Source organism: Thermopolyspora flexuosa (genome assembly GCF_006716785.1).
GTDB classification, from domain to species: domain Bacteria; phylum Actinomycetota; class Actinomycetes; order Streptosporangiales; family Streptosporangiaceae; genus Thermopolyspora; species Thermopolyspora flexuosa.
Map to the genome: position 1 here is coordinate 4,661,231 of NZ_VFPQ01000001.1, position 18,420 is coordinate 4,679,650.

An 18,420-nucleotide genomic window follows, 5' to 3' on the forward strand; every position below is an offset into this window, starting at 1 on the left:
CCGGGTCGTGGGTTATCGCGTCGCCGCTCAGGCCCGGCGTGACTCCTCGGGGTCGGCCAGGAGGGCCCGGGTGAGGCTCTCCGCGTCGTAGGGGCCGATATGGCGGCGGCCGTTGACGAAGAACGTGGGGGTGCCGCGGGCGCCGCTCGCCTCGGCGTCGGCGACGTCCGCGCGGATCCGCGCGGCCACCCGCTCGGAGGCGAGGTCGCGCAGGAACCGCTCCACGTCGAGCCCGATCGCCGCCGCGTACCCGGCGAGGTCCTCGTACTCGAGCTGGTCCTGGTTCCGGAAGAGCAGGTCGTGCATCTCCCAGAACCGCCCCTGCAGGTCGGCGGCGACCGCCGCCCGGGCGGCGAGCTCGGCGTGCGGGTGCACGTCGGTCAGCGGCAGGTGCCGGAACACGTACCGCAGGTCGTCGCCGAACCGCTCCCGCAGCTCGTCGGCGACGCCGGTGGTGCGGGCACAGAACGGGCACTCGAAGTCGGCGAACTCCACCAGCGTGTACCTGGCGTCGACCGGCCCGCGGATGTGGTCGAAGCCCACCTCGACCGGCCGGTTGAGCACCCGGGGCAGGTCCGCGTCCACCTGCCCGCGGAACCGGGCGAACGCCCAGAACAGCAGCCACCCCAGCGCCGTGGCGAGCACCGCCGCGAGCAGCACCCCGACGACCACCTCGTCGTGCAGGACCGGGTGGTCGTCGAAGGCGAGGTGGGCGATGAGCAGCGCCACGGTGAAGCCGATCCCGGACAGCGCGGCGCCGCCGAGCACGTGCCCGTTGCCGACCCCCTGGGGCAGGCCGCCGAGCCCGAGCCGGCAGCCGAGCAGCGCGCCGCCGCCCACCCCGACGAGCTTGCCGGCCACGAGGGCGACGGTGACGCCCCAGGTGACCGGCGAGGTGAGCGCCTCGCCCAGCACCCCGCCGCGCAGGTCGACGCCGGCGTTGACGAGCGCGAACAGCGGCACCACGAGGTAGCTCACCCACGGGTGCAGCATGACCTGCAGCCGCTCGTTCACCGAGAGCGCGCGGTCCACCTCCAGCCGCGCCGACCGCCCCACGTGCGGAAGCGGCGACTGCCGGAACGCCTGGAAGGTCCGCGCCGCGTTCTCCACCGCCTCCCGCTCCGGCTGGCGCGCCTCGATCAGCAGGCCGCCGAGCATGCCCGCGATCGCCCCGTGCAGCCCGGCCGCGTACGTCGCCAGCCACAGCGCGATCCCGAGGACCGTGTACGGCGCGGCCCGCCACACCCGCAGGTGGCTCAGCAGCGCCATCGCCCCGCACAGCACGGCCATGGCGGCGAGCGGCAGCGGCCGGATGCCGTCGGAGTAGACCAGCCCGATCACGCTCACCGCGACGATGTCGTCGATCACGGTGAAGACCAGCAGGAAGTTGCGCAGCTGGGTGGAGAACCGCGGGCCGACCAGCGCGAGCGCGCCGAGCATGAACGCGGTGTCCGTGCCGATCACCACGCCCCAGCCGCGCACGGCCTCCCCGCCCGGGGCGATCGCCAGGTAGAGCAGCGCGGGCACGACGATCCCGCCGAGCGCGGCCACGATCGGGATCACGGCCCGGCGCGGGTCCCGCAGCTCACCGACGGAGAACTCGCGGCGCACCTCGAGCCCGACGACGAAGAAGAACATCGCCATCAGGCCGTCGTTCACCCAGTGCTCGAGGTCCATCTCGAGCCGCTCGCCCGCGATCGACACGGAGGCATCGGTCGCCCACAGCGCCTCCTGCAGCCCGGACCACGGCGAGTTCGCCCACACCACCGCGAGCACCGTGGCCCCCAGCAGCAGCCCCGCGCTCCCCGCCTCGGTCGCCAGGAACCGCCGCACCGGCTCGGCGAGCTGCCCCAGCCATGCGGCCTTCCCCGCCTGCGTCTGCCCGGCCGTACCCCCGCCCGTCCGTTGTCGCACCGTGTGCCCCCGTGTAGGAAGAAGCGCCCCCAGGCTTCGAGCCTATGGCGGGCGCGGCCGCATGCGGCCATTCCGCCCCGTGGCGCATCCGCGCACCCCGGCCGAGCCGCCGCGCCGAAAACCGTGTTTCCCGGCCTGACATGCCGAAAGGCCCCGGCCGCACCGCGGCGGCCGAGACCCTCGTCGTCGGGGCCGGAATCCGCGTCCCGCTGTGGGCGTGGCGGACGCGCGGGTCACCACGGGGCCGGAGCGTCCTTCTCGGCGACCTCGCGGGCCTTCCGATACGTCTGGTCGAGCCAGGACAGGTACCAGTCGGCGAACTCGCCCTCGCGGGTGACGCCACCGTCGCTGCCGCGGTCGTCGAACCAGACCTCGCCGGTGAGCTCGCCGGTGACGACCAGGCGGTGGTAGGCCCCGCAGCCGAAATGGCCGAGGATCAGCGAGCCGGTGATCCAGCGGGCCTCTTCGTAGTCCTCGGGCTGTTCCTCGAACTGGGGGTTCCAGTTCGTCGTGTGCGGGAACGGCGTGGCGTAAAAGCCCGGCATTCCCTCGTGCCACTTCTCATCCTCGCGGAGCGCCTCGGCGAGGTCGAACAGGCCGTAGTGCGGCCCGGCACCGCCGTTTCCGACGGTCGTGAGAAACGTGCGGTAGGCGGCGGGAAGTTCGACACCCATGCGTTTCTCGAACGCCAGGATCTCCTGCGTGGAAAGCGGCGGCTTCAGGCGGTGGCGATGTTTGCACGCGCCGAACAGCCGGAATTCCGGATCCAGCCGCCGGATCTCGGCGATCCGGCCATGGATGAAATCCACGTCCCACACGGTCGTACTCCAGAGATGAACGACGGCAGGTCGACCGGCGGCATCGGGCCCGGGCCCGGCGTGGTCCGCGCCGACGGAGCTTGCTCTTGGTCACCACGCCCGCCCTACCGGCGCGGGGCCGGACCGTGCCGCGTTGCCGCCGCGGCACCTTAGCGAGGATTCCGGTTCATCGCCCGATATTTTTCGCCGGCCACGTTCCTGGATCGGCCCTCCGGCCGGCGAAGACGTCGCCGTACGGTTCGATGGCGGATCAGGTCGGAGCGATCGGATCGCGGCGATATCCGTCGCACGGTTTTCTCGTCCCGGCGGATCGGAACACGCGCCGTTTCCCGCCGGTGGCGCACGAACGGGGTCGGACCGCCCGTCCGGGCCACCGCCGCCGGATACCGCGGGCTCGTCGCGGATTCCACCGGCGCCGCCCGCATCGGGACCGCGATCCGGATCGGCCGTGCCGTACCTCGATGACGGCTGCAAAGCTTGGGAAAAGGAGAGTGTGGACGTCGGCGATGGCCTTGGCGGCCGCCGTTGTGAAGGTGGGTCTCCGCCCGGCCCTGCGCCACCCCGGCCGAATGGAGAGGACATGACCGAGAGCGAGGCAATGACCAGAGCGGACATCGTCGCCCGCTTCGACCGGATGGCCAGAGTCGCCCAGGAGGGGCGGCGGATCCTCGACTCCCGGCCGGACGGGGCCGTCGACGAGGGCTTCGGCACGTCCGGGTACCGGGACACCAGCGGGCTGCCCGACGGGGCCCTCCGGGCGAGCCTGGGGTGCGGCGATCCGGTCGGCGTGGCCGAGCCCCGGCCCGGGGAGACCGTCCTCGACCTGGGGTGCGGCGGCGGGCTCGACGTGCTGCTGGCGGCGCGCCGGGTCGGGCCGGCCGGGAAGGTGTACGGCCTCGACGCCTCGGCCGAGATGCTCGAGCTGGCCAAGGCCAACGCCGCCGAGGCGGGGGTGGGCAACGTCGAGTTCCTGCACGCCGCGATCGAGGACGTCCCGCTCCCCGACGCCGCCGTGGACGTCATCGTCTCCAACTACGTGATCAACCTGTCCGCCGACAAGCCCCGCGTACTCGACGAGGCGTTCCGCGTGCTCAGGCCCGGCGGCAGGCTCGTGATCGCCGACGTGATCGCCGAGGACGGACTCGACCCGGACCGGCGCGCCGAGGCCGAGCGGCTCGTCGGCTGCGCGCTCGGCACGCTCACCGAGGCCGACTACCGCGACCTGCTCGCCCGGGCCGGATTCAGCACGTACACGGTCACGCGCCAACGCGCCGTGGTCGGCGGCCTCCATGCCGCGATCACCCAGGCGCACAGGCCCGACGCCCCGCCCGGAATCCTCATCCGGCCTATGCGGGCGGCCGACGCCGAGCAGGTCCTCGCCATCTACCAGGCCGGGCTCGACGGCGGCAACGCGAGCTTCGAGACCACGGCCCCGGCGTGGGATGCCTTCGACGCCGGCAAGCTGCCGCTCCACCGGTACGTGGCCGTCGACGCCGCCAGCGGCCAGGTCGTCGGCTGGATCGCGGTCAGCCCGGTCTCCGGCCGATGCGTGTACGCCGGGGTGGTGGAGAACTCGGTGTACGTCCACCCCGACCACGGTGGCCGCGGCATCGGCCTGGCGCTGCTGAACGCCCTGATCGAGTCCACCGAGTCCGCCGGCATCTGGACCATCCAGTCGGGCGTCTTCCCGGAGAACACCGCCAGCCTGCGCCTCCACGAGAAGGCGGGCTTCCGCGTCGTCGGCGTCCGCCACCGCCTCGGCCGCCACCACGGCCGCTGGCGCGACGTCGTCCTCATCGAACGCCGCAGCCCTGTCGTCGGCCGGTAAACCCTGGTCCCGCCCGCACCAGGCCCGGAAACACCGCCGGGCGGGCGCCTGAGGGCTCTCCGGGTGATCTCCCTCCCTTGATCCGGCCTGCGGCGGTCGAGTGAGGCGGAGGCGCACCCGACGTCCCTGGACGCCCGGCGGACCGGTTCTCTTGGCTCGGGGTCCCCCATTGGGTGAGCGAAGGCACCGACCGCTCGGCGTACGCGCGAAGGTGGCACCGGGTCGCCGTCGCACCCATGGATGGGGTGGACGGGGCGGTCACGGGGTACGACCCGCGTCCGGGCCGGCGGCCTCGTCTGGTCGCGGGTCACCTCCTACCGGTGACGGCGAGAGGCACGTGGAAAACGATTAAGGCCCCTGACCTGCATTTCCGCTGGTCAGGGGCCTCCTGCTGGTGGCAGGTCCAGGATTTGAACCTGGGTAGGCTGAGCCGACGGTTTTACAGACCGCTCCCTTTGGCCACTCGGGCAACCTGCCTGGTCAGTCCCGCTCGTCGCGGTGACACGTAGAAGGATAGCGGACTTCCGGGGTGTTCGTGACACGGGTTTGCGGGAGCGGTGATCTGTCTCCGCGGGGGTGGGTGTCGGTAGGGTCGGGGAGGAAAGGGAGGACACTCAGCACCGATGGCCGATTCGAGTTTCGACATCGTCAGCAAGATCGACCGGCAGGAGGTCGACAACGCGCTGAACCAGACGGCTAAGGAGATCGGGCACCGGTTCGACTTCAAGGGGACCGGGGCCAGCATCGCCTGGTCGGGCAAGGACATCGAGATCAGGGCCAACACCGAGGAGCGGGCGAAGGCCGTGCTCGATGTCTTCAAGGAGAAGATCATCAGGCGCGGTCAGTCGCTGAAGATCCTCGACGCCGGCGAGCCCAAGCCGTCGGGCAAGGAGTACCGGCTCCCGGTGTCCCTCAAGGAGGGCATCGACCAGGAGCACGCCAAGAAGATCGCCAAGATGATCCGCGACGAGGGGCCCAAGGGCGTGAAGGCGCAGATCATGGGCGACGAGCTGCGGGTCAGCTCGAAGAAGAAGGACGACCTGCAGGCGGTCATCGCCATGCTGAAGAGCAAGGACCTCGACATCGCGCTGCAGTTCGTGAACTACCGCTGAGGCGACGACGGCACCCTGCCGCACCGCGTCCGGCTTGCGGTACGGCGCGCGGACGAGGCGGGGGATCCCAGGGCATACGGTCACGAGCACGCGCCGGTCACGGCCGTGGCCCCTCCCGTGTGCCCTGGGCCGTTCGCGGACACGGGCGCGGCGAACCCCCTCCCCGCTTACCGGAACGGCCCGTTACGCGGCCCGTAGCGCCGCCGAACGCGAAGACCGGCAGCGGGCACCGGGCAAAGTACAAGCCCGACGGCGATGCACGGTCATGGTGCGGGCGAAAGGGGACGCCCCGGCCACGCGGAGACGGGCGAGATCCTTTGCGGGCGGGGCGCACGGCTGCGCGGGGCGGCCGGCGGGCATCGGACCACGACCCCACGGCGTGACCCGGCGCCTGTGGATGACGAGCGCCCCGCCGTTTTCCACAACGCCACCGCACGTCGTGCATCTCGCGAGGCCCCGCCTGCGGCGGCGACGCACGGTCAGGGCGCGATGGACCGGCGGACCGGCTCGGCACGACCGGCGTGAGGCGATGAAACGTGCACGGCTAGGGCGGTGGCCGTGCCGTACCGGATGGGGCGGCACCCAGGCACGGCCGGGTCTCGGGCCCGCCGTATCGTGCTGGTCAGTGGGCTGAGGAGCGCGATGGGCGCACCGCGGTAGGGAGCGCGGGTGGTCCGGGCCGGAGGCGGGAAATGTGGCGAATGTCACCTCCGAGGGCCGACCTTGGCTACGGTCGGGATGTCGCGCGGGAGGTGACGTGGGAAAGGTCTACGACAGGCTGACGGAACGGCTGCGGGAGTTCATCGCCGAGCAGCCGGTGTACTTCGTCGCAACGGCTCCCCGGGAGGGCGGTCACGTCAACGTGTCGCCGAAGGGGTACGCCGACACGTTCGCGGTCCTGGACGACACCACCGTCGCGTACCTGGACCTCACCGGGAGCGGCAGCGAGACCATCGCCCATCTGCGGGACAACGGGCGCATCACCATCATGTTCTGCGCGTTCTCCGGGCCGCCGAAGATCCTGCGGCTGTACGGCACCGGCCGGGTGGTGACGCCGGGGGACGCGGAGTGGGACGGGCTGCTCGCGCGGTTCGGGCCGCATCCGGGGGCGCGGTCGATCATCGTGGTGCGCTGTGAGCGCATCGCCGACTCGTGCGGCTTCGCCGTGCCGTACCTGAACTTCGAGAAGGACCGCGACATGCTCGACCAGTGGGCCGAGCGCAAGGACGCCGGGCAGCTGCGCGAGTACCGGATGAAGAACAACCGGCGGAGCATCGACGGGCTCCCGGCGCTCACCGACGAAGAGATCGAGACGGCCGCCACCAAGGTGTGACGGCCGCCGGTCGGTCGTGCCTCAGCGGCGGTAGCCGGCCATGCGCTCCAGGCGGGCGACGCGCTCCGAGGTCGACGGGTGGGTGGAGAAGAGCCGCCCGATGCCCACCCCGCGGAACGGGTTGGCGATCATCATGTGCGAGGCGGAGGCGATGCGGGTGTCCTCGGGCAGCGGGATGCGCCGGGTACCCATCTCGATCTTGCGGAGCGCGGAGGCGAGGCCCAGCGGGTCGCCGGTGAGGAGCGCGCCCGACTCGTCCGCCTGGTACTCGCGGGCCCGGGAGATGGCCAGCTGGATCATCGTGGCGGCGACCGGGCCGAGGATCATCATGAGCAGCGCGCCCAGCAGGCCGGGGCCGTCGTCGTCATCGGACGAGCCGCCGAAGAACATGGCGATGTAGCTGAAGTACGTGATGATCGTCGCGAGGGCGCCGGCCACGGACGAGATCAGGATGTCGCGGTTGTAGACGTGCGACAGCTCGTGGGCGATCACGCCGCGCAGCTCGCGCTCGTTCAGCATGGCGAGCAGGCCGTGGGTGACGCACACCGCCGCGTTCCTCGGGTTGCGGCCCGTGGCGAACGCGTTGGGCTGCATCGTCGGCGAGAGGTACAGGCGAGGCATCGGCTGGCGGGCCTGCGTGGACAGCTCCCGCACGATGCGGTACAGGGTGGGCTGCTCGACCTCGCTCACCGGCCGGGCCCGCATGGCGGACAGCGCGATGCGGTCGGAGAAGAAGTAGGCGATGCCGTTGGTCAGCAGGGCGACGAGGATCGCGATCTGCACTCCGGCGTTGCCTCCCAGCCACGCCCCCAGCGCCAGGATCAGCGCGGAAAGGGCGCCCAGGAGAACCGCGGTACGCAGACCGTTGTGGTGCACGCCTCCCCCTTTGCCTCGCATGCGTTAGTCCGCTGTCACCCGTATCAACGCATGTGACAGCGGTGAACGTTCCCTCGGACGATCAGTCCAAAGCGGACTTTTGGGAGGAATTCTGGCGATCCTGCTTACAAGCTAAACGGCTCATGAATCGGTCGCATGGCCGCGCCAAAAGAGGGCTGCGAGGCTTTCGGCCCGGGAGCCCGTGCCGGTCGCGGGTGGCCATGGATCACCCGTGGCCTCGGCGCCGGGCGCCGCACCGCGGCACCCGGCATTGCCGGCTCGTCCTCACCACGCGCAGGCGATGCGCTCCACCCGCCGTCGGCGTGGCCGGATCGCCGTCCTAGGCGTCGTCGCGGTCCTTCGGCAGGCCGCCCGGCGGGCGGATCGACCGCACGTTCGCCAGCAGCTCACGGGCGCTCGGACGCCGCGCGCCACCCGGCGCTTCGGCCGGCGACCCCGCGGCCGACCCACCCGGCTCGGACCCGGCCGACGCACCACCGGGCAACGCACCGGGCGGGCGGATCGACCGCACATTGGCGAGCAGGTCACGGGCGCTCGGACGCCGCGCGCCACCCGGCGCTTCGGCCGGCGACCCCGCGGCCGACCCACCCGGCTCGGACCCGGCCGACGCACCACCGGGCAACGCACCGGGCGGGCGGATCGACCGCACATTGGCGAGCAGGTCACGGGCGCTCGGACGCCGCGCGCCACCCGGCGCTTCGGCCGGCGACCCCGCGGCCGACCCACCCGGCTCGGACCCGGCCGACGCACCACCGGGCAACGCACCGGGCGGGCGGATCGACCGCACATTGGCGAGCAGGTCACGGGCGCTCGGGCGCCGCGCGCCACCCGGCTTCTCGGTGGGCGACCCACCCGGCTCGGGCGCGGCCGACGCACCACCGGGCAGTCCGCCCGGCGGGCGGATCGAGCGCACGTTGGTCAGCAGCTCGCGCGCGGACCCGGCCCCGGAGCGCGGTCGCCCACCCGGTCCGGGTACGGCAGTGCCGGAGGTGGGCCGCTCGGTCGCCGTGGCCGCGGCGGCGGGCCGTACCGGTGTCTCGGCCTGCTCCGGCGTGGCCTCGGGTACGGCGGAGGCGGCCTCCGTGGCCGGGGCGGAGGCCTCGCGGCGGACGGACGGCGGCAGGTTCGGCACGGTGGCCACCCACTCGCCGAGCCGGTCCTTCTCGTGCAGCAGGTCGCGGATGTCGTGCCCGGCGTACTCGAACTCCGGCGACCAGAACAGCGCGTCGAACGGGCACACCTCGACGCAGATGCCGCAGTACATGCACAACGAGAAGTCGATCGCGAACCGGTCGAGCACGTTGCGCACGCGCGGCCGTCCGCCCTCGGGCGCCGGCACGGTCTCCTTGTGCGAGTCGATGTAGATGCACCAGTCGGGGCATTCGCGGGCGCACAGCATGCAGGCCGTGCAATTTTCCTCGACCAGCGCGATGACCCCGCGGCTGCGCGCAGGCAGGCCGGGCCGCGTCTCCGAGTGCCGCGGCGTCGGTCTCTGCGTCGTGTCGCGCACGGTGATCAGCCCTTTCGCCAGCCTTTCCGTCCCGGCAGGTGCGCTCCGCCGGCGGCTCGCGCGGCTCGTCCGGGCGTGCCGGGAGACGATCGCCCGCCGACGTGGGTCATCCCCCTGTCCTGCACCTTACCGGCACCGCGGCGGCGGCCCGTCCACGCGTTCCACCCGCACATTTCGCACAACCGTCCACAGGACGCGCGGTTTATCCACAAGCGTGAACGCGGTCAAACTCCACCGAAAGGCCGATGCCCCTGCATGCCCGACTACGTATTCTTCGGATATGCAGTCGACGAACGGGCCGGGGGACCGGGGATCCCATCCATTCGATCCGCACGACGAAGCAGGCGACGTGTCCCAGGGGCATCCCCAGCCTCCCTTCCGGAATCCGCAACGTTCCCCTTCTGCATCCCCCGATCCGAGGCGCCAGGGTGAGAGGCCCCCCGATGCCGCGGCCTCCGCGGGCCCGACCGTGCCCATCCGTTCCCGACCGGCGCCGGACGTCTTCCCGCCCCCGCCACCGGCCGCCCCGCCCCCGGTACGCAATCCGGGAGCGGCCGGGCCGCGTCGACCACCCCACCCACCGCGGCCGCCCGCCCCGCCGCGTCCCCACGCGCCGCGTCCGCCGCGGCCGCACGATCCCCGCGCCTTCCCGGGCGGCCCTCCGCCCGTCCCGGGCTTTCCCCCGCCTCCGCCCCCCGTTCCGCAGCAGTCCGAGGCCGGCAGCATCGTGTGGGCGCTGGCACCGCTGTTCACCTGCGGCTTCGCCACCCCGTTCACGATGGGGTACGGCGCGTACCGGGCCAAGAGCACCGCCCTGGCCCTGTGCGCCGTGATCTACGGGCTCGGGCTGTTCACCTTCCTGCTGGGCGCCGCGGGCGCCGAGAGCGACGCCATCGCCCTGCTCGCGTCGCTGGGCCTGTTCGGCAACTGGGCGGGCGGCACCGCCCACTCGTTCCTCATCCGGTCCCAGGTGTTCGGCCTGCGCAAGCCGCCGCAGACGGCGAACGAGCGCGCCATCGCCATGGCCCAGCACCGCAGGAACCTCCGCCAGGAGGCCCGGGAGCTCGCGAAGAACGACCCGGGCCTGGCGAAGGAGCTGCGCATCGGCCGCCCGGACCTGCCCCGCCAGTACGACGACGGCGGCCTGGTGGACGTCAACCACGCGCCGGCCGAGGTGATCGCCACCATTCCGGGCATCACCCCCGAGCTCGCCCAGAAGATCGTCGAGGTCCGCGACACGGTGGGCGCGTTCATCTCCGCCGAGGAACTCTCCGCGACGGTCGGACTGCCCCCGCACCTCACCTCCGACCTCGCCGAGTACACGATCTATCTGGACTGACCCGGTCCGCACCGGAGCGTCCGCGACCGGGACACGAGCATCCGCCCCGGGCCGGGCGCAGGCCCGGGGCCTCCCCCGATCACTCCTCACGGCGGCTCGGATGATCCCTGAACGACCGCTCATCCGCCGCGGTGGAAACCGTTGCGCGCATTGCTCGATCGGCGCGGAACACGGCGATAACCAGAAGGTCTTTCTTATCCGGATATGCCGGTATCGCCGGTCCGGACGGCGAGCCCGCCGGCGCGCCGACCCCCGATCGGGCCGGGCGGATCGCGGCGTACGGCGGTCAGCCCTCCGGCGTGCCCCAGTCGGGCGGGACGCCGGGCGGCAGCGGCCTGCGGCGGCGCGCCGTGGCGCGGCCCGACTCGCCGGGTTCCTTCGCCCCGGGCCAGGGCTTGGCGACCCGGGCGGCGAGCACGAAGTCCTTGCGCAGCGGGTACCCCTCGAAGCCGTCGGGCAGCAGCAGCGGCCGCAGGTCCGGATGGCCGTCGAAGACCACGCCGAACATCTCGTACGTCTCGCGCTCGTGCCAGTCCGCGCCCCGGTAGACCCCGGTGAGGGTGGCGAGGCGCGGCGCGCCCCGGTCGACCGCGGTGCGCAGCAGCAGGCGCCGCCGGCCGGCGATGTCGTAGACGTGTGCCACCACCGCGATGCGGTCCGGCGGCTCGTCCACGCCGGTGAGCCAGTCGAAGAACGTCATGCCGAGCCGGTCGCGGGCGAAGGCCGCCAGATCCGGCCACAGCTCGGGCGCGACCTCGGCGGTGAGCTCGCCGAAGGACTCCGACAGCCGCACGCGCTCGCCGTACCGGTCGCGCAGCGCGGCCCGCAGGTCCGGGGCGGACGCCTCAGCGCTCATCCACGGCCTCCCGGTCCGGTCCGCCGGCCGCGATCCGCTCCTCGAGCCGGGCGATGCCGTACCGGAGCGCCTCGGGCCGCGGCGGGCACCCGGGCACGTACACGTCCACGGGGACGAGCTGGTCCACGCCCTTGGTCACGCAGTAGGAGTCCCAGTACGGCCCGCCGGAGTTGGCGCACGCCCCGAAGGAGATGACGTACTTGGGGTCGGGCAGCTCGTCGTAGAGCCGCCGCACCGCCGGGGCGATCTTGTCGGTGACCGTGCCGGAGACCACCATGACGTCCACGTCGGCCGCCGCGGTCTCCCCGTCCGCCGGAGCGTCGGCCGCCGCCTCGCCGAGGCCGCTCGCCGAGGCCGCGGCGAACTCGACGGCGCAGCAGGCGAGGCCGACGTCGAAGACCCACAGCGCGTAGCGGCGGCCGCCGGCGTCGAGGGTGAGACGCAGCGGCGCGGCCCCCGCCCGCGCCGGGGAGCCCGCGTCCGGGCGCCTCACCGGCATCGGCAGATCCGTCACCGCCATGTCGCCCTCCTCTCCTCGCGCTCCCTCCTATTGTCCGGTCCCCGGACGCGTGCCCCGTCCGCGCCAAGGTCGTGCGGCGGTTACCCACCGCAGCCAAAGGTTGATCGTTGATCAGGTAAAAGACCACTAAATAGGAAGAAATCACCCCTAATGTGATTTTCGTGCCCCGATTCCGGTCCGTCGCGTGCCTCGCGTCGCTCGCCCTGTTGCCCACGGCGTGCGGCGTCACGCCGTCCCCGCGCGCCGCGGACCGCGTCGTGGTGCCGTCCGGACCCGCGGTCATCGACTTCGTCGACCCGGCCCGGGTACCCAGGCTCGGCGTCGGCACGATCGCGCAGGACTCCCCGCAGGTGCACCTCACCTACCCGACCCTCGCCGACGCGCCCGCCCTCGGCCGGGGCCTGCGCGCCTGGCTGCGTCGCGCGGTCCGCGATCGGGTCGCCGCCGCCCCGCGCGGCGCCGGCAAGCAGGAGGTCGGGCAGCGGGCGGTGAACGCCGACTGGCGGCTGGTCGCGGCCACCGGCGACGTGCTCGGGGTACGGCTCCGCCTCGGCGAGCTCACCGGCGACGGCTGGACCAACGGCTTTAGCACCTTCTGGTACGACCGCCCCGGCGCGGCCCTCCACCCGTCGGCGGACCTGCTCCGCCCGGGCGGCCTCGCCACGCTCGCCGACGCCGTCCGGCGGCTCGTCGCGGTCCGGCGGACCGGCGTCGCCCCGTCACTGATCACGCCCGACCCGGAGCTGTTCGACTCGCTCACCTTCACCCGCCGCGGCGACCTCGTGGTCGAGCTCGACGACCCGCGGATCGGCGCCACCGAGCGCATCGCCGTCGAGATCCCGGCCGCCTCCGCCGCCGCCCTGCTGTCCGACCTCGGCCGCCGGGCCCAGGCCGCGGTCCGCGCCTCCGTGCCCGAGGCGACCACGCCGCCGGCCGGGCAACGCCCCGCGCCGTCCGCCGCCGCGGCCCCGCGGGGCGGCTCCGCCGTGGACTGCGCGGAACGGCCGTGCGTCGCGCTCGCCTTCGACGACGGCCCGGGGCCGTACACCGCGTCGATCGTCCAGATCATGCGGCGGTACCGGGCCTGCGGCACGTTCTTCGTCCTCGGCGGCAACGCCGTGGCCCGCCCCGACCTGGTCCGGCACGTGCACGCGTCCTGCGGCCTCGTGGCGAACCACACCTGGTCGCACCGCGACCTCACCACCCTGCCGCCGAGCGAGATCGCCGACCAGATCCGGCAGGGCCGCCACGCGATCGGCACCGTGACCGGCACCACGCCCGCCCTCGTGCTGCCGCCGTACGGAAGCGCGGACGCCAGGACGGCCGCGGTCGCCCGCGAACTCGGCGTCACGCTCGTACGCCCCGACGTCACCGCCGGCCTCGCCGACCCCGGCGCGATCGCCGAGCGGGCGCTCACCGGCGCGCGCCGGAACACGATCGTGCTCCTGCACGAGACCCGCGCCACGGTCGAGGCGCTCCCGAAGGTGCTGTACGGCCTCGCACGCCGGGGATACATCTTTGTCACCGTCGCCGACCTGGGCGGATAGCCGGAAGACCCACGCCGGTACGGCACGGCCGACACGACCGGTCGCGAAAATCTCACGGTACGCTGAAAAAGCGCCGGTCCCCGGCGCGGGCTTTGCCGGAGACACGCAGGGCTGCGCGGAGCGCGCGCCCACCACCGTCGTATAGTGGGCCATCGTGACGAAGACCATGCTGTTCGCCCGCCGCCACGTCGATTTCGGCCGGTTGGCGGCGACGCTGTGTCGTCCTTTGATCCTCCGGGCCTGAGGACGCGGCCACGGCCGCCGGGCCCCGACCCGCGACGGGTCTCCTCCGCGCAAGTCCCCACCTCGACGACGGGACGCCCCTCGGGTACGGCGGGGCACGCCCCCGCGACCGACCCCCGCATGTGCGGCCCAGGACACACACTTCTCCGGGTCGCGCAGGAATGATGTTTGTTCCGAACGCGACTTAGCATGTAGGCGACAAGCGCGTCACGATCATTACGTCCTGACGCGCACCGGGAGGACTGAGCTGTGATCGAGCGCAGCGAGGCAACCAGAGGAAGCACCACCCTGGCCGTGGGGCCGGCCAAGGAGATCCGGTGAGCGAGATCGAGATCGACAGCAGCCGGGGCGGCCGCACGTCCGCTCCCGAGGGGGAGGCCCGATGACCAAGCAGGTCCGGCAGCTTGAGCGCGTGATCATCCGCTTCGCGGGCGACTCGGGCGACGGCATGCAGCTCACCGGCGACCGCTTCACCGCGGAGACCGCCGAGTTCGGCAACGACATCTCCACGCTGCCCAACTTCCCCGCGGAGATCCGCGCGCCGGCGGGGACCCTGCCGGGGGTGTCGAGCTTCCAGCTGCACTTCGCCGACCACGACATCCTCACCCCGGGCGACGCCCCGAACGTGCTCGTCGCGATGAACCCGGCCGCCCTCAAGGCGAACCTCGGCGACCTGCCGCGCGGCGCGGACATCATCGTCAACACCGACGAGTTCACCAAGCGCAACCTGCAGAAGGTCGGCTACGACGGCAACCCGCTCGAGGACGGCTCGCTGAACGAGTGGCGGGTGCACGCGGTGCCGCTGACCTCGCTCACCGTCAAGGCGCTCGAGGGCTTCGACATCTCCAAAAAGGACGCCGAGCGCGCCAAGAACATGTTCGCCCTCGGCCTGCTGTCCTGGCTGTACAACCGGCCGACCGAGGCGACGATCAAGTTCCTGGAGAACAAGTTCGCCAAGAAGCCGGAGATCGCCAAGGCGAACATCGCGGCGTTCCAGGCGGGCTGGAACTACGGCGAGACCACCGAGTCGTTCTCGGTCTCCTACGAGGTGAAGCCGGCCAAGCTCGCCCCCGGCACGTACCGGAACATCTCCGGCAACCAGGCGCTCGCGCTCGGTCTCGTCGCGGCCTCGGTGCAGTCCGGGCTGCCGCTGTTCCTCGGCTCCTACCCGATCACGCCGGCCTCCGACATCCTGCACGAGCTGTCCAAGCACAAGCGGTTCGGGGTGCGCACGTTCCAGGCCGAGGACGAGATCGCCGGCGTCGGCGCCGCGCTCGGCGCGTCGTTCGGCGGGTCGCTGGGCGTGACCACCACCTCGGGCCCGGGCGTGGTGCTGAAGTCCGAGACGATCGGCCTCGCGGTCGCCACCGAGCTGCCGCTCATCATCGTGGACGTGCAGCGGGCCGGCCCGTCCACCGGCATGCCGACCAAGACCGAGCAGACCGACCTGCTGCTCGCACTCTTCGGCCGCAACGGCGAGTCGCCGGTGCCGGTGGTCGCCCCGGCCACGCCGTCCGACTGCTTCAACGCGGCGATCGAGGCGGCGCGGATCGCGCTGAAGTACCGCACGCCGGTGTTCCTGCTGTCGGACGGCTACCTCGCCAACGGCTCCGAGCCGTGGCGGGTGCCCGAGCCGTCCGAGCTGCCGGACATCTCGGTGCCGTTCGCCACCGAGCCGAACGGCGAGAACGGCGCGTTCCTGCCGTTCAAGCGCGACCCGGAGACGCTCGCCCGCCCGTGGGCGATCCCGGGCACGGCCGGGCTGGAGCACCGCATCGGCGGGCTGGAGAAGTCCGACGGCGCGGGCAACATCTCGTACGACCCGGACAACCACGACCTGATGGTGCGGCTGCGCCAGGCGAAGGTGGACGGCATCGACGTGCCGGACCTCGAGGTCGACGACCCGACCGGGGACGCGCGGGTGCTCGTGCTCGGCTGGGGTTCCACCTACGGCCCGATCGCGGCCGCGGTACGGCGGGTGCGCGCGGCGGGCGGCAAGGTCGCCCAGGCGCACCTGCGCCACCTCAACCCGTTGCCGAAGAACACCGGCGACGTGCTGCGCTCCTACGACAAGGTGCTGCTGCCGGAGATCAACCTCGGGCAGCTCGCGATGGTGCTGCGGGCCAGGTTCCTCGTGGACGTCATCGGCTACAACCGGGTGCGCGGCCTGCCGTTCAAGGCCCAGGAGCTGGCCGGAGTGATCCAGGACGTGATCGACAGTGAGTGAGTCCCTCAACGGCAAGGGCCTGCGGCTCGTTCCGAAGGCCGACGGCAAGCAGACCCTGAAGGATTTCAAGTCCGACCAAGAGGTCCGGTGGTGCCCGGGCTGCGGTGACTACGCGATCCTGGCGGCGGTGCAGTCCTTCCTGCCCGAGCTCGGCATCAGGCGCGAGAACATCGTGTTCGTCTCGGGCATCGGCTGCTCCTCGCGGTTCCCGTACTACATGAACACCTACGGGATCCACTCGATCCACGGCCGCGCCCCGGCGATCGCGACCGGTCTCGCCGCCTCCCGGCCCGACCTGTCGGTGTGGGTGGTCACCGGTGACGGCGACGCGCTGTCGATCGGCGGCAACCACCTGATCCACGCGCTGCGCCGCAACATCAACCTGAAGATCCTGCTGTTCAACAACCGGATCTACGGCCTCACCAAGGGCCAGTACTCGCCCACCTCCGAGATCGGCAAGATCACCAAGTCGACGCCGATGGGCTCGGTGGACCGGCCGTTCAACCCGATCTCGCTCGCGATCGGCGCGGAGGCCTCCTTCGTCGCCCGCACCATCGACTCCGACCGCAAGCACCTGCAGTCGGTGCTGCGCGCGGCGGCGGAGCACCGCGGCACCGCGCTGGTGGAGATCTACCAGAACTGCCCGATCTTCAACGACAACGCGTTCGACCGGCTCAAGGAGCCGGGGACGCGGGACGACATCACGCTGCGCCTGGAGCACGGCGAGCCGATCGTCTCGGCCACCAAGGCGGTACGGCGGGCCGCGAACGGCAGCCTCGAGGTGGTCGACCGCGCGTCCGTGCCCGAGGAGGAGATCCTCGTCCACGACGTGCGCAACCCCGACCCGTCGGTGGCGTTCGCGCTGTCCCGGCTCGACGAGCCGGCCTTCCAGCACGTGCCGATCGGCATCTTCCGCTCGGTGGACCGGCCCTCGTACGAGGACCTGATGAACGAGCAGATCGAGCGGGCGATCGCCGAGCAGGGCAGGGGCGACCTGCGCGAGCTGCTGCTCTCCGGGGACACCTGGCGGGTGAACTGATCCTTTTCTACGGTTTCGAGCGAACCCAGGCAGCGGGGCCCGGCGCACGCCGGGCCCCGTTCGCTTTCCCGACCGTATTTCCGCACCGGCGGTCCAGATGTCCGCAAACGCGATTACGTGACCGCCGAAAATCGCGAAAAGGCGGTCCGGCCGTTTCTCCCGTTCCGCCGCCCGTCCGGAACATGATTTTGACCGTCCGGATATTTCAAGATCGGCCCGGAAGATTCACGCTTGTGCGATAGTCGTGATCGATCATGCCGGTGAAGGTGGAGGGCGGCAGCGTGGCGGACGCGGATTTCTGGAACGGGGCACGGGCGCTGGTGACCGGGGCGACCGGATTCATCGGGGCCCATCTGACGCGGCGCCTCGCCGAGCTCGGCGCGGTGGTGCACGCGGTGAGCCGCCGCCCCGCGCGGGTGTCGGAGCACGGCGAGGTGTGGCACGTCGCCGACCTCGCCGACCCGGAGGCCGTGCTCGGCCTGATCCGGCGGGTCCGCCCCGACCACGTGTTCCACCTGGCGAGCGCGGTGACCGGGGCGCGGGATCCGGGCGTCGTGCGCGCCACCCTCGACGGCAACCTCGTCGCCGCGGTGAACCTGCTGGCCGCGGCCACCGAGGTCCCGCTCCGCCGCCTCGTGCTCGCCGGTTCGGTGGAGGAGCCGCGCGAGGGCGATCCCACGCCCCAGTCGCCGTACGCGGTGGCGAAGTGGGCCGCCACCGGGTACGCGCGCATGTTCCACGCGCTGTGGGGCGTGCCGGTGACCGTGCTGCGGGTGGCGATGGTGTACGGCCCGGCGCAGCCGGACACCCGCAAGCTCGTGCCGTACGTGACGCTGAAGCTGCTGCGCGGCGAGGACCCGGAGATCGGCAGCGGCACCCGGCCGGTGGACTGGGTGTACGTCGACGACGTGGTGGACGCGTTCCTGCGTGCCGCCCGGGTGGAGGCGGCGGCGGGCCGGGTGCTCGACGTCGGCGGGGGCGGCCAGGTGACCGTGCGGGAGACCGTGGAGCTGCTCGCCCGGATCGCCGGCGGGCCGGGACGGCCGCGGTTCGGCGCGGTGCCCGACCGCCCGCTCGACCGGCCGCAGGTCAGCGACATCGGCCCCACGGCCGAGGTGCTCGGCTGGCGGCCCCGGGTCGGCCTGGAGGAGGGCCTGCGGCGCACGGTCGCCTGGTACGCCGCGCACCACTGAGCCTTTGCCGGGAAATGTGACGCGATCATCAAATGTGATGCATT

14 protein-coding genes and 1 tRNA gene are annotated in these 18,420 nt (G+C 72.3%); 8 read left to right on the forward strand and 7 right to left on the reverse strand.

All coding sequences use genetic code 11. The annotated features are described in order from the left end of the window. Nucleotides 1-27: 27 nt before the first annotated feature. The gene (gene nhaA / locus FHX40_RS19970; protein WP_211350330.1) at nucleotides 28-1,914 is read right to left on the reverse strand and encodes a Na+/H+ antiporter NhaA; all 1,887 of its coding nucleotides are present in this window, start codon (nucleotides 1,912-1,914) and stop codon (nucleotides 28-30) included. Between the two features lie 233 nt (nucleotides 1,915-2,147). Continuing rightward, nucleotides 2,148-2,732, reverse strand: coding sequence for an SMI1/KNR4 family protein (locus tag FHX40_RS19975; protein WP_142261040.1), 585 nt, complete (start codon nucleotides 2,730-2,732; stop codon nucleotides 2,148-2,150). A gap of 580 nt (nucleotides 2,733-3,312) precedes the next feature. Here FHX40_RS19975 and FHX40_RS19980 point away from each other — a divergent pair. Then, nucleotides 3,313-4,560 carry a GNAT family N-acetyltransferase gene (locus FHX40_RS19980; protein WP_211350332.1) on the forward strand — a complete coding sequence of 416 codons (1,248 nt, stop codon included), beginning with the start codon at nucleotides 3,313-3,315 and terminating at the stop codon, nucleotides 4,558-4,560. A 392-nt stretch (nucleotides 4,561-4,952) separates the two neighbouring features. Here the strand turns inward: FHX40_RS19980 and FHX40_RS19985 are convergent. Beyond that, nucleotides 4,953-5,037 (reverse strand) — tRNA-Tyr (locus FHX40_RS19985). A gap of 146 nt (nucleotides 5,038-5,183) precedes the next feature. Here FHX40_RS19985 and FHX40_RS19990 point away from each other — a divergent pair. Together FHX40_RS19990 and FHX40_RS19995 are read left to right on the forward strand one after the other, a co-directional pair. Beyond that, nucleotides 5,184-5,672: a YajQ family cyclic di-GMP-binding protein gene (locus FHX40_RS19990; RefSeq protein WP_142261041.1), complete on the forward strand. Its 489-nt coding sequence runs from the start codon at nucleotides 5,184-5,186 to the stop codon at nucleotides 5,670-5,672. 757 nt (nucleotides 5,673-6,429) lie between these two features. Continuing rightward, the gene (locus tag FHX40_RS19995) at nucleotides 6,430-7,005 is read left to right on the forward strand and encodes a pyridoxamine 5'-phosphate oxidase family protein (RefSeq protein ID WP_142261042.1); all 576 of its coding nucleotides are present in this window, start codon (nucleotides 6,430-6,432) and stop codon (nucleotides 7,003-7,005) included. Nucleotides 7,006-7,026: 21 nt separating this feature from the next. Here FHX40_RS19995 and htpX read toward each other — a convergent pair whose 3' ends face one another. Beyond that, complete coding sequence (htpX, locus tag FHX40_RS20000) at nucleotides 7,027-7,881, reverse strand: zinc metalloprotease HtpX (RefSeq protein WP_142261043.1); 855 nt, start codon at nucleotides 7,879-7,881, stop codon at nucleotides 7,027-7,029. Between the two features lie 340 nt (nucleotides 7,882-8,221). Then, a complete protein-coding gene (locus FHX40_RS26115) occupies nucleotides 8,222-9,412 on the reverse strand; it encodes a 4Fe-4S binding protein (protein ID WP_280525117.1) in 1,191 nt (396 codons plus the stop codon). A gap of 727 nt (nucleotides 9,413-10,139) precedes the next feature. Here FHX40_RS26115 and FHX40_RS20010 point away from each other — a divergent pair. Next, on the forward strand, nucleotides 10,140-10,751 hold the full coding sequence (locus FHX40_RS20010; protein ID WP_229788538.1) for a ComEA family DNA-binding protein: 612 nt from the start codon (nucleotides 10,140-10,142) through the stop codon (nucleotides 10,749-10,751). A 286-nt stretch (nucleotides 10,752-11,037) separates the two neighbouring features. On the opposite strand, the gene FHX40_RS20015 is transcribed toward FHX40_RS20010, so the two are convergent. Both FHX40_RS20015 and FHX40_RS20020 read right to left on the reverse strand, forming a co-directional pair. Further along, on the reverse strand, nucleotides 11,038-11,607 hold the full coding sequence (locus tag FHX40_RS20015) for an NADH-quinone oxidoreductase subunit C (RefSeq protein WP_142261044.1): 570 nt from the start codon (nucleotides 11,605-11,607) through the stop codon (nucleotides 11,038-11,040). Beyond that, a complete protein-coding gene (locus tag FHX40_RS20020; protein ID WP_142261045.1) occupies nucleotides 11,597-12,127 on the reverse strand; it encodes an NADH-quinone oxidoreductase subunit B in 531 nt (176 codons plus the stop codon). Before FHX40_RS20020 ends, FHX40_RS20015 begins: the two co-directional genes overlap by 11 nt. 161 nt (nucleotides 12,128-12,288) lie before the next feature. On the opposite strand from FHX40_RS20020, the gene FHX40_RS20025 reads away from it, so the two are divergent. The 4 genes from FHX40_RS20025 (at nucleotide 12,289) to FHX40_RS20040 (ending at nucleotide 18,376) form a co-directional block, all read left to right on the forward strand. Next, nucleotides 12,289-13,674 carry a polysaccharide deacetylase family protein gene (locus tag FHX40_RS20025; protein ID WP_142261046.1) on the forward strand — a complete coding sequence of 462 codons (1,386 nt, stop codon included), beginning with the start codon at nucleotides 12,289-12,291 and terminating at the stop codon, nucleotides 13,672-13,674. 625 nt (nucleotides 13,675-14,299) lie between these two features. After that, nucleotides 14,300-16,144, forward strand: coding sequence for a 2-oxoacid:acceptor oxidoreductase subunit alpha (locus FHX40_RS20030; protein ID WP_142261047.1), 1,845 nt, complete (start codon nucleotides 14,300-14,302; stop codon nucleotides 16,142-16,144). Beyond that, nucleotides 16,137-17,183: a 2-oxoacid:ferredoxin oxidoreductase subunit beta gene (locus tag FHX40_RS20035; protein WP_142261048.1), complete on the forward strand. Its 1,047-nt coding sequence runs from the start codon at nucleotides 16,137-16,139 to the stop codon at nucleotides 17,181-17,183. The genes FHX40_RS20030 and FHX40_RS20035 overlap by 8 nt, the downstream gene beginning before the upstream one ends. A 254-nt stretch (nucleotides 17,184-17,437) precedes the next feature. After that, entirely contained in the window at nucleotides 17,438-18,376 is a 939-nt protein-coding gene (locus FHX40_RS20040; RefSeq protein WP_142261049.1) for an NAD-dependent epimerase/dehydratase family protein, read from the forward strand. The last annotated feature ends 44 nt before the right edge of the window (nucleotides 18,377-18,420 follow it).